The organism is Pseudomonas sp. TUM22785 (assembly GCF_028198105.1).
Taxonomy (GTDB): Bacteria; Pseudomonadota; Gammaproteobacteria; order Pseudomonadales; family Pseudomonadaceae; genus Metapseudomonas; species Metapseudomonas solani.
Genome location: NZ_CP116239.1, coordinates 1,400,442 through 1,414,896 on the forward strand (window position 1 = coordinate 1,400,442; position 14,455 = coordinate 1,414,896).

The following is a 14,455-nucleotide window of genomic DNA, read 5'->3' on the forward strand; positions in this document are numbered from 1 at the left end:
CAGGCGGTTGGGCTGTCGGCAGGGTAGCGCGGGGTCAGTCCAGCGGCAATCCGCGCTCGGCCAGGTGCCCCTGCAAGCGCCTGAGCAGGGCCTGCAGGTGGGGCAGTACCAGGCGATGGCGCTCGGCCGCGGCGCAGGCGTAGCCGAGCAGGTAGCCGATCTCGGTGCGGCGTTTGGCCGCCACGTCCTGGTACATGGAGGAGTAGTTGGCGGCAGTGGCCTGGATCACCCGGCCCACTTCGTCATGAAGGCCTTCGGCGGCGGCCGGCTGGCCACACAGCTGCAGCAGCTCGGCCAGCTCGGCGCACAGTTGCTGCACCTGGGCCGGGTGCTCGACGAGGCCACCATTGCGGCAGTCGTTGAGCACGGTCAGCGGGTTGATCGCGCAATTGAGCGCGAGCTTGCGCCATAGCCGCGACAGAATGTCCGGCGTCCAGCCGTGGGGGATGCCGGCGCGCTCCAGCTCATCGAGCCAGGAGGGGGGTGCGGTGGCGTGCGGTTCGCCCAGCCAGGTGAAGCCGTGGCCGGCGAAGACCACGCGGAAGTCGCCATCGCGGAAGGCGCCCTCGGTGCTGGAGGCCAGAATGCAGCGGGCTTGAGGCGCACGGGCGGCGACGGCGTCCTGGCTGCCGAGGCCGTTCTGCAGCAGCACCAGTTCGGCACCGGGCGCCAGGCGTGGCAGGAGCGCTGCGACCGCGGCTTCGGCGTCGTAGGCCTTGCAGGCCACCAGCAGGCGCCGGATGGGCGTCGGGGCATCGAGGGTTTCGGCGGGCAGTTCGAGGCGTTGCGCCTGGCCCTGTTCCACCAGGGTCAGGCCGCCTGCCTGGTGGTAGGCGGCCAGGCGTTGCGGGTCACGCAGCAACAGGCGCACTGGCAGGCCGGCACGGGCCAGACGCATGGCCCACAGGCTGCCGAGGCTGCCGATGCCGAGGACGTGCCAGGTCATGGCAGGGGCAGGCGTATCGCGCTCACGCGGCCGCTGGCGTAGGACTCGGGCAGCAGCTTGGCGGCCTGGTCGATCAGTATCTCGACATCCACCGGCAGGGCCTTGCCATCCATCCCCACCAGGCTGATGCCGGCCTTGAGGGTGATGAAGCCTTCGCTGGTCTTGAAGGCCTTGAGGTTGAGGCCTTCATGCAGGCGCTTGAAGCTGCTGGGGGAGCACTCGTGGAGGTCTTCGAGCAGGGTGATCAGGCCGAAGTGGTTGTCATCCAGGCGGGTCAGCACGTCCAGCGGGCGCACCAGTTGCTGCAGGCGGCGGGCGACGCCGTGGAGCAGCTCGTTGTAGAACTCGCTGCCGTACTGCACGCGCAGTGCTGGGGCGTCATGCAGGCCGATCAGCAGGTAGCACAGGGCGCCCCCGCGGGACTCGACCTGGCGCAGGCTGTCGGAAAGCTTCTGGCGCAGGTAGCGCGGGTTGCCGAGGCCGGTCAGCGAGTCCACCAGGTTGCGTTGCTCCAGGCTGGCGATGTTCTGGGTCATCAGCCGGTTTTCGTGGAGCAGGCGCTGCAGGGTGTTGCACAGGCGGTCCGCCGCGTAGACGCGAGGCACCAGCTGTTCGTTCATGGCCGCCTTGCTGATGAAGTCGTCGACACCGCGGTCGAAGGCTTCGCCCAGCACGTTTTCACCTTCCTTGCCGGTGAGCAGGATGATGTAGGTGTAGTGGTCGATCATCTCGTCCAGCTGGCGCACCCGTGCGGTCAGTTCGAGGCCGTCGATCTCGGGCATCAGCCAGTCCGCCAGCAATACATTGGCGGGGCGCTCCTCGAGCAGGCGCAAGGCTTCCGTTGCGCTGCTGGCGAAGCGGACATCCTGATAACCGGCCTGGGTCAGGGCACGACCGATCATGGCGCTGGAGAACTTGGCGTCGTCCACCACCAGGATGCTGAGATGAGGGTTGGGCATGGCAGGCTCACAAGGAAGTGGCGAAGGTTGGCGATACTGGCTTGGTGCTATCAGTGCCTATTTCAGCAGGTTTTGCGTCCGCCTGTTAGAGCTGAATGCGTCGCTGCCATGCAATCCTGCAAAAATAGGTACCCATTGCTCAGTTATAATGGGCCCGCTTTTTTTACCGTCAAGCCAGGCGCCTTCCTTACGTGATGTGGGTCGCGCCGTCTATCTGGAGGAATCCCATGCCATCGTTCGACGTGGTGTCCGAGCTGGACAAACACGAGCTCACCAACGCGGTGGACAACGCGATCAAGGAACTGGATCGCCGCTTCGACCTGCGCGGCAAGTGCAGCTTCGAGAGCAAGGACAAAGCCGTCACCCTGACCGCCGAAGCCGACTTCATGCTCGAGCAGATGCTCGACATCCTGCGCAGCAACCTGATCAAGCGCAAGATCGACATCCACTGCATGGAGATCAAGGATCACTTCGCGTCCGGCAAGGTGGTCAAGCAGGAAGTGACCTTCCGCGAAGGCATCGAGAAGGAGTTGGCGAAGAAGATCGTCGCGCTGATCAAGGAGCGCAAGCTCAAGGTCCAGGCTGCGATCCAGGGCGAGCAGGTGCGTGTCACCGGCAAGAAGCGCGACGACCTGCAGGAAGCCATTGCGGTGCTGCGTGCCGAGCCCCTGGACTTCCCGCTGCAGTACACCAACTTCCGCGACTGACACTGCTTTTTTGAACCTTCGCCGCTGACCCGCGTCGCAAAATGCAAAGTCAGCGACTTTACCGCCATGGCTTCGTCCATGGCGGTTTCGTTTCAGTGAAGGCAAGAAAGGAGAGTGCGTGTGGATATAACCGTCGACGAATTGATCCGCCGATCGGAGGGCTGGCTGCCGATCATCCTCGAATACAGCGGCAAGCTCACCCTGGCGCTGTTCACCCTGCTGATCGGCTGGTGGCTGATCAACCGCGTGACCGATCGCGTCAGCAACCTGCTGGCGCTGCGCCGGGTGGACCGGACCCTGCAAAGCTTCATCGGCAGCCTCGCCAACATGATCCTCAAGGTGCTGCTGCTGGTCAGCGTGGCCTCGATGATCGGCATCGAAACCACTTCCTTCATCGCCGCCATCGGTGCGGCCGGCCTGGCCATCGGCCTGGCGCTCCAGGGCAGCCTGGCGAACTTCGCCGGCGGCGTGCTGATCCTCCTGTTCCGCCCGTTCAAGGCCGGTGATTTCATCGAGGCCCAGGGCGTGATGGGCTCGGTGGACCACATCCAGATCTTCCACACCGTGCTGCGCACCGGGGACAACAAGACGGTCATCGTGCCCAACGGCGCGCTGTCCAACGGCATCATCACCAACTACTCGAACCAGCCCACCCGGCAGGTGCTCTACGACGTCAAGGTCGACTACGCCAGCGACCTGGCCAAGGCCCGCGAGGTGCTGCTCAAGCTGGCCGAGGATCCGCGGGTGCAAAAGGACCCGGCACCGGTGGTGGTGGTCTCCGCACTGGGGGATACCTCGATCAACCTGTCGCTGCGCATGTGGACGTCCAACGCCGACTACTGGGGCGTGATCTTCATGCTCAACGAGTCGGTGCGCGACAAGCTGCAGGAGGCCGGCGTACAGCTCGCCCTGCCCCTGCGCATGGTGCAGGTGGTGCCTACGACCGCCTGAGGTCCTGCTGCAAAGGAAAAGGCCGGCGATCGCCGGCCTTTTTCATGGGTGTTCCGAACTGCCCTGCGCCTGGGGCGGCTGCGCGGCGGAGGGAGGGGAGGGTTCTTCCGGGGCTGCGCTGGCGCCATTGCGCTGCCTGCGCTCGCGACTCCATTGCACCAGGATCAGCACCAGGGTCGGCACGCCGAGCAGCGCGGTGAGCTGGAAGAACTGGTGGTAGCCGAGGCTGTCGACCATCACGCCCGAGTAACCGCCGATCAGCCGTGGCAGCAGCAGCATGATGGAGCTGAGCAGGGCGTACTGGGTCGCCGAGAACTTCAGGTTGGTCAGGCTCGACAGGTACGCCACGAAGGCCGAGGTGGCCAGCCCCGCGCTGAAGTTATCGCAGGAGATGGTGAGGATCAGCATGTCCAGGTGCGGGCCCATGTCGCTGAGCACCACGAACATCAGGTTGGTCGCCGCCGAGGCCGCACCGCCGATGAACAGGATCGGCAGGATGCCGAAGCGCACGATGAGCAAGCCACCGGCGCCGGCGCCGAGCAGGGTCATGACCAGGCCGAAGAGCTTGCTGACGCTGGCGATCTGTTCCTTGGTGAAGCCCTGGTCGATGTAGAAGACGTTGGCCATCACCCCCATCACCGTGTCGGACATGCGATAGGTGGCGATCAGCCCGAGCAGCAGCAGGGCCTGCCAGCGGTAGCGCTGGACGAACTCGCTGATGGGGGTCACCACCGGCGCCATCAGCAGGCGTCCGGGTGCCGAGAAGCAGGCCATGGCGATCAGCACGAACAGCGTGCCCCGGGGCCAGGCGCCAGAGGCATAGGCCTTGATGGCGGCGGCCGTGGTTACCAGGATCACGATCAGCACGATCATCGAGACGGCCTGGTGGACGAAGTCGAAGTTGGGGATCACCCGGCCCCGCGCGGCCACCAGCAACTGGCGGCGCTGCTGACTGAGCAGCTCGCGCACCGGGGCGATCTGGCGGCGGCCCCAGGGCGATAGGCAGGCCACCAGGAACAGGAAGTAGAGCAGGGCGCGCGGCCAGGCGCGGTCGAGCATGCCGGTGATCATCGCCGGCAGGGAAATCAGCATCACCAGCAGGATCAGCACCGAGGCCAGCTGGTCCTTGAGCTTGAAGCGCGAGGTGTGGGTCTGCACCTGCACATCGATGTGCGGCTCGCGCATCCACAGGCTGGTGATCAGCCCGGGCAGCATCAGCAGGGCGAACAGCAGGTAGGTGCCGGCCCAGGCGCCGTATTCGTAGGTCAGGGTGGTGGAACCGAACCACTCGGCGAAATACAGCGCGCCGGCGGTGGCCAGCAGCGCCGAAACCCGGTAGCCGAGCATGTAGCTCGCCGCGAGGGCGGCCTGGCGGCTGTCGTCGGCGATTTCCAGGCGGTAGGCGTCGACGGCGATATCTTGCGTGGCGGAGGCGAAGGCCACGATGACGGCCACGGCGATCAGCCAGGTCAGGTGTTGCTGCGGGTCGCACAGCGCCATGCCCACCAGGCCGAGGGCGACCAGGCCCTGGGACAGCACCAGCCAGGAGCGGCGACGGCCCAGGCGGCCGAGCAGCGGCAGGCGCCACTGGTCGAGCAGCGGTGACCAGATCCACTTGAAGGCATAGGCCAGGCCGATGAGGCTGGCGAAACCGATGGCCTCGCGAGACACCCCGGCCTCGCGCAACCAGACGGAAAGGGTGGAGAACACCAGCATGTACGGCAGGCCGGCAGCAAAGCCCAGCAGCAGCAGCGCAAGGGTGGCCGGGCTGGCGTAGGCGGCCAGGGCGGCGCGCCAGGTACGGTGGGACATCAGGCGTGTAATCCAGAAATCACGGGGCGGTCCATGACGACGAGCACGCGATGGAACCGCGACAAAGCGCGCACTCTAACCCTTGGGTGGCATGGGAAGCCAGCCGTGCCGACGCATATCCACCCGTTCGTTGTGGATGAAGACACCCTCCGCCCGTAAACGTGCCCGTTGCTCATCGCCGGAAGGGCTGCCGGCGAGCAGGCTGAGGCGGCCGCCGGCGGCGATCACCCGGTGCCAGGGCAGGCGCGTGTCGTCCGGCAACTGGCTCAGGGTGCGCCCCACCCAGCGTGCGGCACGGCCCAGGCCGGCCATTTCGCCGAGCTGGCCGTAGCTCACCACCTTGCCTGGCGGCACCTGGGCGAGGGTCAGGTACAGCGCCTCGCGGCGCATCTCGGGGCTGGCCGTCGGCAGGTCATCCAGGGGATTCGCGGTGGCGCGGGGCTTGCGGGTCGCCATGGCGGAACGGGGTCCGATTGCAGGGGTGGTTGCCAGAATAGGATGGCGGCCCCGGGGCGACAACCGCTCTACGGCAAGGGGCACGCTGGTCCGTTTTTGCGGAACTTGAGGCTTGTCCGTCGGTCAGTCCTTGCTCAGTCGCCGGGCTTGCGGATAATGCCCGGTTTTTCGCGAACTTGAGCCCGTGTATCCGCCTATGTTGTCCAGAACCCTGCTGTGCCTAGCCATTGCGGCTGCTTCGACCCCCTCGCTCGCCGATACCGTGTGGATGAAGAACGGCGATCGCCTGTCCGGCAAGATCAAGGTCTTCGACGGCGGCAAACTGATGCTGGAAACCGAATACGGCGGCTCCATCCCGCTGGACTGGAAAAAGATCGCCACCCTGGAAAGTGACCAGGAGCTGATGATCAAGCAGGACGATGTCACCGGCGAGCGCGCCAAGACCCTGCGCCCGGCCGAGCCCGGCAAGGTGATCCTGGCCAACGGCGAGGCACCGAAGACCGTCGAGCTGGCCAGCATCGAGCAGATCATGAAGCCCAAGCCCTTCGTCGAGGACCTGACCTGGTCCGGCAACGTCGACCTGGCCCTGGACTACAAGCGCGCCGAGAAAGACACCGACGACTACGATGTCGACTTCAAGACCAAGGCCCGTCACGGCCGCTGGCGCCACAACGCCACCGGCGAATACAACCGTGAATTCCAGGACGACGTGAAAACCACCGAGAACTGGGAGCTGGAATACGCCTTGGACCGCTTCATCACCGACAAATTCTTCTGGCAGGGCCGCGCCGAATACAAGCGCGACAAGATCGAAGAGCTGGAGCGCCAGCGCACCCTCGGTACCGGCCCCGGTTACCAGTTCTGGGACGACGAGCTGGGCGCCTTCTCCCTGGCATCCCTGGTCAACCGCACCGACTACGAATACTCCAATGGCGAGAAGGACAACTTCTACGCGCTCAGCATGAAGTGGGACTACAACCGCTACCTGGTGGGCAAGACCGTCGAGTTCTTCACCGTCGGCGAAGTGGGCCGCCCCCTGGGCAACGCTGCCGACTACTCCCTGGATGCCGAAGTGGGCCTGCGCTACAAGGTCACCGACTGGGCCTCGCTCAACCTCAAGGCGGAGAAGGACATGGTCCAGGGCGCCGAAGGCGAGATCGACGAGACCCGCTACACCGTCGGCTTCGGTGTGGGCTGGTAAGCACCCCACCGGCTGTCCCGGGCTGAGGCCCGGGCTACAGGCTGCGAACCTACAAGAAAAAGCCCCGCATCAGCGGGGCTTTTTCATTGCAGCGGAGCCCTTACAGGCGCAGGCCGCCGTCCAGCTCCAGAACGCGACCGGTGTAGTAGTCGTTTTCCAGGATGTAGGCCACCGAGTGAGCGATCTCCTGGGGCTTGCCCAGGCGCTTCAGCGGAATGCCGGAGGTCATCTTCTCCAAGGCTTCGGGCTTCATGCTGGCGACCATGTCGGTCTCGATGAAGCCGGGGGCCACGCCCGCCACGCGGATGCCGTAGCGCGCCAGTTCCTTCGCCCACACCACGGTGTCGGCGGCCACGCCGGCCTTGGCGGCGGAGTAGTTGGCCTGGCCCATGTTGCCGGCGCGGGAGATGGAGGAGATGTTGATGATCGCGCCTTCGTTCTTCAGCTCGATCATCTTCGCCGCCACTTCGCGGGTGCAGAGGAATACGCCGGTCAGGTTGACGTCGATCACCGCCTGCCACTGGGCCAGGCTCATCTTGGTCATCTCGCCGTCCTTGACCTTGATGGTCAGGCCGTCGCGGAGGATACCGGCGTTGTTCACCAGGCCGTTGATGGCGCCGAAGTCCTCGGCCACCTGGGCGACCATGTGGGTCACCTGCTCTTCGTTGGCCACGTTGCACAGGTAGGCGCGGGCGTCACCGCCGGCGGCCTTGCAGGCGGCCACGGCGTCGTCCAGTTTTTCCTGGTTCAGGTCCACCAGCGCCAGCTTGGCGCCCTTGCCGGCGAGGTACTCGCCCATGGCACGGCCGAGGCCCTGGCAACCGCCGGTGATGATGATGACCTTGTCTTTGAGCTGCATGCTTTTCCCCAAGAATTCGAAATGAGTGGCGGTATCCCCGCTGGCAGCCTGGAACCGCTATTCTGGCTGCCCGTCCGTTTTCGACGGATTCTGTGCAAGGAGTCAAAAGGTGAGCGTGAAAGCCGCAAAGAATGCCCGAGAATTGCTGCTCAAGGAATACCGCGGCGTTCTCTCCACCCAGTCCAAGGCCATGCCGGGCTTCCCTTTCGGATCAGTGGCACCCTATTGCCTGGACGCCGCCGGCCGCCCCCTGATCCTCATCAGCCGTATTGCCCAGCACACCCACAACCTGCAGAAAGACCCCAAATGCTCCTTGCTGGTGGGGGAGCGCGGCGCCGATGACATCCAGGCCGTCGGTCGCCTGACCCTGCTCGCCGAAGCCCGCCAGATCACCGACGCGGCCGAGATCGCGGCGGCCAGCGAGCGCTACTACCGCTTCTTCCCGCAGTCCCGGGACTACCACCAGACCCACGACTTCGACTTCTGGGTGCTGGAGCCAGTGCGCGCGCGTTTCATCGGCGGCTTCGGCGCCATCCACTGGATCGACCAGGTGGTGCTGGCCAACCCCTTCGCCGGCGAGACCGAGCGCAGCATGATCGAGCACATGAACAGCGACCATCAGTCGGCCATCGCCCATTACCTGGCGCTGCGCGGGCTGCCGGGAGAGGCGGCGGAGTTGGTCAGCATCGACTCGGAAGGGTTCCACCTACGCATCGGTCAGAACGTGCACTGGCTGCCCTTCCCAACATCCTGTAACAACCCAGGTTCGGTCCGTCAGGCCCTGGTAGCGCTGGCACGCGCGGAGAGCTGGCCGTCCGTCGCCGAACCCGAGGCTTGAATTCGGGGGAGGGCGGCTTCATCTAGATTTCCATCGGAAGCCGTTCTTCCGTCAAGGATCCCTCGATGCGTGTCTTTCTGTTCCTCCTCCTGCTGTTCCCGATCATCGAACTGGCCGTGCTGATCCAGGTCGGCAGTGTCATCGGCGTGTTGCCGACCCTGCTGCTGGTCATCGGCACCGGCGTGCTCGGCAGCGTGCTGTTGCGCGTCGCCGGCGTCGCCACCGCCTGGCGTGCCCGCGAGAAGCTCGCCCGTGGTGAGATGCCAGAGCAGGAAATGCTCGAAGGCCTGCTGATCGCCGTCGGTGGCGGCCTGCTGCTGCTGCCGGGCTTCATCAGCGATATCTTCGGCGTGCTCTGCCTGATCCCCTTCACCCGCCGCCTGCTGATCGGGCGCCTGCTCAAGCGTGCCCAGGAGCAGGCCCTGCGCCAGCGTGCCTTCGCCGATGACCTTGCCGCCCGCAGCGGGCAGACCCGCCCCAATGTGATCGAGGGCGAATACGAGCGCCGCGACCGCTGAGCCTCCGGTCGGCTCGTTGGAACTTCCTGCAAATATTTCAATGGTCGCCCTTGAAATACCCCTGGGCGCCCCTATGTATCGGTCACCGCAAGGTTCCTTGCCCTCAAGGGCAAGGTCAGACTTCAGCGGAGTGCTTCGCACCCCGCAGCCGGCCCCGCCGGATTTCGCTAACCCGCCGGTCAACCGTACCGGCGCCGGAAAACACTAATTGGGAGAGTTACACAATGAAGCTTCGTCCCCTGAATGATCGCGTCGTAATCCGCCGCAGCGAAGAAGAAACCAAGACCGCTGGTGGCATCGTGCTGCCGGGCTCGGCCGCTGAGAAGCCGAACCGCGGTGAAGTGGTTGCCGTCGGCACCGGTCGCGTTCTGGACAACGGCGAAGTCCGTGCCCTGGCAGTAAAAGTGGGCGACCAAGTGGTATTCGGCCCGTACTCCGGCAGCAACGCCATCAAGGTCGACGGTGAAGAACTGCTGGTCATGAGCGAGAACGAAATCCTCGCTGTCATCGAAGCCTGAACCGCCCCCTTTCCCATCTAGAATTCGAGGAAGAAGAACATGGCTGCTAAAGACGTAAAATTCGGCGATGCCGCTCGTAAAAAACTGCTCGTTGGCGTGAACACCCTGGCTGACGCCGTTAAAGCCACCCTCGGCCCGAAAGGCCGTAACGTGGTCCTGGAGCGCAGCTTCGGCGCCCCGCTGATCACCAAGGACGGCGTTTCCGTCGCCAAGGAAATCGAGCTCAAGGACCGCATCGAAAACATCGGCGCCCAACTGGTGAAAGACGTTGCCTCCAAGGCCAACGATGCTGCCGGTGACGGCACCACCACCGCTACCGTTCTGGCCCAGGCCATCGTCACCGAAGGTCTGAAGTCGGTTGCTGCCGGCCTCAACCCGATGGACCTGAAGCGCGGCATCGACAAGGCCACCGTCGCCATCGTCGCCGAGCTGAAGAACCTGTCCAAGCCGTGCACCGACACCAAGGCCATCGCCCAGGTCGGCACCATCTCCGCCAACTCCGACGACTCCATCGGCAACATCATTGCCGAAGCCATGGAGAAGGTCGGTAAAGAAGGCGTGATCACCGTTGAAGAAGGCTCGGGCCTGGAAAACGAACTGTCCGTCGTAGAAGGCATGCAGTTCGACCGCGGCTACCTGTCCCCCTACTTCATCAATAAGCCGGACACCATGGTGGCCGAGCTCGACGGCCCGCTGCTGCTGCTGGTCGACAAGAAGATCTCCAACATCCGCGAACTGCTGCCGGTTCTGGAAGCCGTTGCCAAGTCCGGCCGTCCGCTGCTGATCGTGGCTGAAGACGTCGAAGGCGAAGCCCTGGCTACCCTGGTCGTCAACAACATGCGTGGCATCGTCAAGGTCGCAGCCGTCAAGGCTCCGGGCTTCGGCGACCGTCGCAAGGCCATGCTGCAGGACATCGCCATCCTCACCGGCGGTACCGTCATCTCCGAAGAAGTCGGCCTGAGCCTGGAAAGCGCCACCCTGGAGCACCTGGGTAACGCCAAGCGCGTGGTCCTGAGCAAAGAAAACACCACCATCATCGATGGCGCCGGTCAGCAGGCCGACATCGAGGCGCGTGTTGCCCAGATCCGCAAGCAGGTTGAAGAAACCTCTTCCGACTACGACAAGGAAAAACTGCAAGAGCGTCTGGCCAAGCTGGCTGGCGGTGTTGCCGTGATCAAGGTTGGCGCTGCCACCGAAGTCGAGATGAAAGAGAAGAAAGCCCGCGTTGAAGACGCCCTGCACGCGACCCGCGCTGCGGTGGAAGAAGGCGTGGTTCCTGGCGGTGGTGTGGCCCTGGTTCGTGCCCTGGCTGCCATCAAGGACCTGACCGGTGCCAACGAAGAGCAGACCGCTGGTATCAACATCCTGCGTCGCGCTGTCGAAGCTCCGCTGCGCCAGATCGTTACCAACGCCGGTGACGAAGCCTCCGTGGTTCTGGACAAGGTCAAGCAGGGTTCGGGCAACTACGGCTACGATGCTGCCACCGGCCAGTACGGCGACATGATCGAGTTCGGCATCATCGACCCGGCCAAAGTCACCCGTACCGCGCTGCAAGCCGCTGCTTCCATCGCAGGCCTGATGATCACCACCGAGGCGATCGTTGCCGAGCTGCCGGAAGACAAAGCTGCTCCGGCCATGCCGGACATGGGCGGCATGGGCGGTATGGGCGGCATGATGTAAGCCACCCAGTCCATCCGGTCTGAAAGAAGCCCCGCCTAGCGCGGGGCTTTTTTATGCCTGTGGAAAAGTCGTCGGCGGGGCTCGCTCCACGCTGCTGGCGGCTATCAGGGCGCCAGTTCCGTGGCCGCCCCTGGCACCTCGTCGACCTGGGGCGCATAGAGCATGAAGCGGTAGCAGCCCAGGCAGATCAGCCAATCCAGCAGTGCCGTCCACAGGTTGTGGGAGAGAAAGTGCGCGCCCTGCATCATCCGCCCAATGGAAAATAGCCCGCCCAGGGCCAGGGCACCCACCAGGGCCAGGCGAGCGAGACGACGATTGCGGTCGCGCAGGAGGAAGTACAGGGCGAAGAAGGTGAAGCCGCTGCTGGCGTGGCCGCCCGGCCAGCAACGGCCGGGTTTGGCGGTGGGCGCGCGTTCGGCCAGCAGCGGGGTGTAGGTCTCCACACCGCCATAGCGGGTCAGGTCCCAGGGGCAGTGCACGGCGGTCAGCGCCTTCAGCGGCGTCACGATCGCGGTGGACAGGCCCATCGCCAGGACCAGATAGCCGAGGCGCCTGCGCAGGCCGTACCAGGGGCGATACAGGCAACTGGCGACGAACCCGGCCAGGGCCAGCAGCGCCACCGCGATCACCGCCTGCTTGGCGCGGTCATGCATCACGTCCTCGAGGAAGAAGCTGTGGGCACCGATGAAGCCTTCTCCAGGCCGGTAGAACAGGTCCGCCAGGGCGAAGTCCAGCCGGGTCGGCTCGATCACCAGCAGCGCGAGGATGATCGCCAGGGGCAGGCCCAGCGCCCAGCCATAGGCGAGCGGGCGGGAGGGGAGGGAAGGGGGCATGCGGTGTCTCCGGAGTACGGGGCGGGGGATTGCCAGGCCAGGGAATGGGCGTAATCTGCCGTGGCCGCCGTGGTGGCTCCGTGAACCGCGGGTGAAAAAACTGTCAAAGGCGCCTGAGGCCCCCAGAGGGCCGGAAAATCGATGAGGCGGGAGAGCTGCAGATGCGGATTTTGCTGGTGGAAGACAATCGCGACATCCTGGCCAACATGGCCGACTACCTGGAGCTCAAGGGCTACAGCGTCGACTGCGCCCAGGATGGCCTTTCCGGGCTGCACCTGGCCGCCACCGAACACTTCGACCTGATCGTTCTCGACATCATGCTGCCCGGGCTGGACGGCTACGCCCTGTGCCGGCGGCTGCGCGACGAGGCGCGGCGCGATACGCCGGTGATCATGCTCACCGCGCGGGACGAGCTGGACGACCGCCTGCAAGGCTTCAAGTCCGGCGCCGATGATTACCTGGTCAAGCCCTTCGCCCTGTCCGAACTGGCGGCGCGCATCGAAGCGGTGCTGCGGCGTTCCCGGGGCGGCGGCAAGCGGGCCCTGCAAGTGGGTGAGCTGAGCTACGACCTCGACACCCTGGAAGTCAGCCGTGCCGGCAAGCCGCTCAAGCTCAACCCCATCGGCCTCAAGCTGCTGGCCGTGCTGATGCAGAAAAGCCCCCACCTGGTCCGTCGCGAAGCCCTGGAAGAGGCGCTCTGGGGGGACGACTGCCCGGACAGCGACAGCCTGCGCAGCCACATCCACCAACTGCGCCAGGTGATCGACAAGCCCTTCGGCAAACCCCTGCTGCACACCCTGCACGGCCTCGGCTACCGCCTGGCGGAGTCGGCCGATGGAGTTTAGGCAGAGCCTCGCGCGGCGCATCGTCATCGCCTTCACCCTGATGACGGCGCTGGTGGGGGGAACCTTCTCGCTGGGCATCATCGAAGTGGTGCACCTGATCGAGGAACAGCTGATCTCCCGCGACCTGAACAACGAGCTGGAGCGCATCCTCTACGAGAACCTCGCCAAGGGCCGGGCGCCGAGCCTGGACAGCGACACCCGTTTCTACTTCGGCGAGGGCACCGGCCCCTACGCCTTGCCCGCCGAATACGCCAAGCTGGCGCCGGGCTTCCACGAACTCTTCGAAGGCCAGCTCTCGTTCCACGCGCTGGTGCGGGACATTGACGGCCACCGCTACGTCCTGCTGCAGGACCAGAGTGATTTCGAGGACCGTGAGCAGGCACTCTACGGCGTGGTGCTGGTGGGCTTCATCCTCAGCGTGCTGCTCTCGGCGCTGCTGGGCTGGTTGCTGGCGCGCAAGGTCATCGCACCGGTGGTGCGCCTGGCGGGGCAGGTCCGTCACCGTGACCAGCTGCTGGGGCTGGCCCCGCCCCTGGCGCCTGACTACGCCTCGGACGAAGTGGGCCAGTTGGCCCAGGCCTTCGACGACACCCTGGGCCGCCTGCGCGATGCCTTGACCCGCGAGCGTCTGTTCACCAGTGACGTCAGCCACGAGTTGCGCACGCCGTTGATGGTGATCGCCACCTCTTGCGAGCTGCTGATGGAAAACACCGGCCTCGACGAACGCTCGCGCCAACAGGTGCGTCGCATCGGCCGGGCCAGCGAGGAAATGCGCGACCTGGTGCAGACGTTCCTCATGCTGGCCCGCGCCCAGCGCGAGGGCGGCGAGGGGGTGCCGCGAGCCAGCCTCGGCGGCCTGGCGGACGAGCTTGTCGCCCTCTGGCGGAGCCCCATCGAATCCAAGGGGCTGCGCTTCGACTACCAGCCCGGTAACCCTCTGGAAACCCGCTTCAATGCCGCTTTCCTGCGTTCGGTGCTGGGCAACCTGTTGCGCAATGCCCTGCATTACACCGAATCGGGTCACATCGAGCTGCGCCTGGACGCGCGCGGCTTCAGCGTCGAGGACAGCGGTGTCGGTATCCCCGAGGAGCAGCGCGAGGCGATGTTCCTGCCCTTCGTCCGTGGCCTGGAGCAACGTGGCGACGGTCTCGGGCTGGGCCTGTCGCTGGTCAAGCGCATCTGCGAGAGCCAGGGCTGGGTGGTCAGCCTGACGCCGTCCGCCTCCGGTGGTTGCCACTTCCGCGTCGACCTGGTCGCCTCTGTGGGCTGACGTTTTTTTCACATCGGCATCACGGCAGCATGACGCCTGCCGGCAGAAGCTGGTGGCCCTGT

General features: G+C 65.2%; 14 protein-coding genes and 1 pseudogene. 9 read left to right on the forward strand and 6 right to left on the reverse strand.

Annotated features, from left to right (window positions below; genetic code table 11):
* Positions 1 to 34 precede the first annotated feature (34 nt).
* Positions 35 to 946 carry a putative 2-dehydropantoate 2-reductase gene (locus PI990_RS06590; RefSeq protein WP_271660136.1) on the reverse strand — a complete coding sequence of 304 codons (912 nt, stop codon included), beginning with the start codon at positions 944 to 946 and terminating at the stop codon, positions 35 to 37.
* Positions 943 to 1,914, reverse strand: a pseudogene (locus tag PI990_RS06595) (response regulator); the annotation flags it as partial. The gene PI990_RS06590 and the pseudogene PI990_RS06595, both read right to left, overlap by 4 nt.
* A 218-nt stretch (positions 1,915 to 2,132) precedes the next feature.
* Here PI990_RS06595 and PI990_RS06600 point away from each other — a divergent pair.
* Positions 2,133 to 2,612: a YajQ family cyclic di-GMP-binding protein gene (locus tag PI990_RS06600; RefSeq protein WP_021217414.1), complete on the forward strand. Its 480-nt coding sequence runs from the start codon at positions 2,133 to 2,135 to the stop codon at positions 2,610 to 2,612.
* Between the two features lie 114 nt (positions 2,613 to 2,726).
* The gene (locus PI990_RS06605; RefSeq protein ID WP_271660137.1) at positions 2,727 to 3,563 is read left to right on the forward strand and encodes a mechanosensitive ion channel family protein; all 837 of its coding nucleotides are present in this window, start codon (positions 2,727 to 2,729) and stop codon (positions 3,561 to 3,563) included.
* 42 nt (positions 3,564 to 3,605) lie between these two features.
* Here the strand turns inward: PI990_RS06605 and PI990_RS06610 are convergent, their stop codons facing one another.
* Both PI990_RS06610 and PI990_RS06615 read right to left on the reverse strand, forming a co-directional pair.
* Positions 3,606 to 5,375, reverse strand: a complete 1,770-nt coding sequence (locus PI990_RS06610) for an AmpG family muropeptide MFS transporter (protein WP_271660138.1) — start codon at positions 5,373 to 5,375, stop codon at positions 3,606 to 3,608.
* Positions 5,376 to 5,450: 75 nt separating this feature from the next.
* Positions 5,451 to 5,831 carry an MGMT family protein gene (locus PI990_RS06615; RefSeq protein WP_021217411.1) on the reverse strand — a complete coding sequence of 127 codons (381 nt, stop codon included), beginning with the start codon at positions 5,829 to 5,831 and terminating at the stop codon, positions 5,451 to 5,453.
* 196 nt (positions 5,832 to 6,027) lie between these two features.
* Between PI990_RS06615 and PI990_RS06620 the strand changes: the two genes are divergently transcribed.
* Positions 6,028 to 7,032: a DUF481 domain-containing protein gene (locus tag PI990_RS06620; RefSeq protein WP_265167771.1), complete on the forward strand. Its 1,005-nt coding sequence runs from the start codon at positions 6,028 to 6,030 to the stop codon at positions 7,030 to 7,032.
* Between the two features lie 100 nt (positions 7,033 to 7,132).
* Here the strand turns inward: PI990_RS06620 and PI990_RS06625 are convergent, their stop codons facing one another.
* Positions 7,133 to 7,891: an SDR family oxidoreductase gene (locus PI990_RS06625; RefSeq protein ID WP_021217409.1), complete on the reverse strand. Its 759-nt coding sequence runs from the start codon at positions 7,889 to 7,891 to the stop codon at positions 7,133 to 7,135.
* A 109-nt stretch (positions 7,892 to 8,000) separates the two neighbouring features.
* Between PI990_RS06625 and PI990_RS06630 the strand changes: the two genes are divergently transcribed.
* From PI990_RS06630 to groL, 4 genes are all read left to right on the forward strand, one after another.
* Positions 8,001 to 8,729 carry a HugZ family pyridoxamine 5'-phosphate oxidase gene (locus PI990_RS06630; protein WP_271660139.1) on the forward strand — a complete coding sequence of 243 codons (729 nt, stop codon included), beginning with the start codon at positions 8,001 to 8,003 and terminating at the stop codon, positions 8,727 to 8,729.
* A 65-nt stretch (positions 8,730 to 8,794) separates the two neighbouring features.
* Positions 8,795 to 9,247 carry an FxsA family protein gene (locus PI990_RS06635; protein WP_271660140.1) on the forward strand — a complete coding sequence of 151 codons (453 nt, stop codon included), beginning with the start codon at positions 8,795 to 8,797 and terminating at the stop codon, positions 9,245 to 9,247.
* Between the two features lie 224 nt (positions 9,248 to 9,471).
* A complete protein-coding gene (locus PI990_RS06640) occupies positions 9,472 to 9,765 on the forward strand; it encodes a co-chaperone GroES (protein ID WP_111263046.1) in 294 nt (97 codons plus the stop codon).
* 39 nt (positions 9,766 to 9,804) lie between these two features.
* Entirely contained in the window at positions 9,805 to 11,445 is a 1,641-nt protein-coding gene (gene groL, locus PI990_RS06645) for a chaperonin GroEL (protein WP_043241261.1), read from the forward strand.
* 104 nt (positions 11,446 to 11,549) lie between these two features.
* On the opposite strand, the gene PI990_RS06650 is transcribed toward groL, so the two are convergent.
* Positions 11,550 to 12,278: a phosphatase PAP2 family protein gene (locus PI990_RS06650; protein WP_271660141.1), complete on the reverse strand. Its 729-nt coding sequence runs from the start codon at positions 12,276 to 12,278 to the stop codon at positions 11,550 to 11,552.
* Between the two features lie 161 nt (positions 12,279 to 12,439).
* Between PI990_RS06650 and PI990_RS06655 the strand changes: the two genes are divergently transcribed.
* On the forward strand, positions 12,440 to 13,123 hold the full coding sequence (locus tag PI990_RS06655) for a response regulator transcription factor (protein ID WP_043241257.1): 684 nt from the start codon (positions 12,440 to 12,442) through the stop codon (positions 13,121 to 13,123).
* Positions 13,113 to 14,393, forward strand: a complete 1,281-nt coding sequence (locus PI990_RS06660) for a sensor histidine kinase (RefSeq protein WP_271660142.1) — start codon at positions 13,113 to 13,115, stop codon at positions 14,391 to 14,393. The genes PI990_RS06655 and PI990_RS06660 overlap by 11 nt, the downstream gene beginning before the upstream one ends.
* The last annotated feature ends 62 nt before the right edge of the window (positions 14,394 to 14,455 follow it).

Bases quoted from the DNA above. Each gene is read 5' to 3' on its own strand.
- PI990_RS06590 (WP_271660136.1), bottom strand. From the start codon at position 946: ATGACCTGGCACGTCCTCGGCATCGGCAGCCTCGGCAGCCTGTGGGCC.
- PI990_RS06600 (WP_021217414.1), top strand. From the start codon at position 2,133: ATGCCATCGTTCGACGTGGTGTCCGAGCTGGACAAACACGAGCTCACC.
- PI990_RS06610 (WP_271660138.1), bottom strand. From the start codon at position 5,375: ATGTCCCACCGTACCTGGCGCGCCGCCCTGGCCGCCTACGCCAGCCCG.
- PI990_RS06615 (WP_021217411.1), bottom strand. From the start codon at position 5,831: ATGGCGACCCGCAAGCCCCGCGCCACCGCGAATCCCCTGGATGACCTG.
- PI990_RS06620 (WP_265167771.1), top strand. From the start codon at position 6,028: ATGTTGTCCAGAACCCTGCTGTGCCTAGCCATTGCGGCTGCTTCGACC.
- PI990_RS06625 (WP_021217409.1), bottom strand. From the start codon at position 7,891: ATGCAGCTCAAAGACAAGGTCATCATCATCACCGGCGGTTGCCAGGGC.
- PI990_RS06635 (WP_271660140.1), top strand. From the start codon at position 8,795: ATGCGTGTCTTTCTGTTCCTCCTCCTGCTGTTCCCGATCATCGAACTG.
- PI990_RS06640 (WP_111263046.1), top strand. From the start codon at position 9,472: ATGAAGCTTCGTCCCCTGAATGATCGCGTCGTAATCCGCCGCAGCGAA.
- groL (WP_043241261.1), top strand. From the start codon at position 9,805: ATGGCTGCTAAAGACGTAAAATTCGGCGATGCCGCTCGTAAAAAACTG.
- PI990_RS06650 (WP_271660141.1), bottom strand. From the start codon at position 12,278: ATGCCCCCTTCCCTCCCCTCCCGCCCGCTCGCCTATGGCTGGGCGCTG.
- PI990_RS06655 (WP_043241257.1), top strand. From the start codon at position 12,440: ATGCGGATTTTGCTGGTGGAAGACAATCGCGACATCCTGGCCAACATG.
- PI990_RS06660 (WP_271660142.1), top strand. From the start codon at position 13,113: ATGGAGTTTAGGCAGAGCCTCGCGCGGCGCATCGTCATCGCCTTCACC.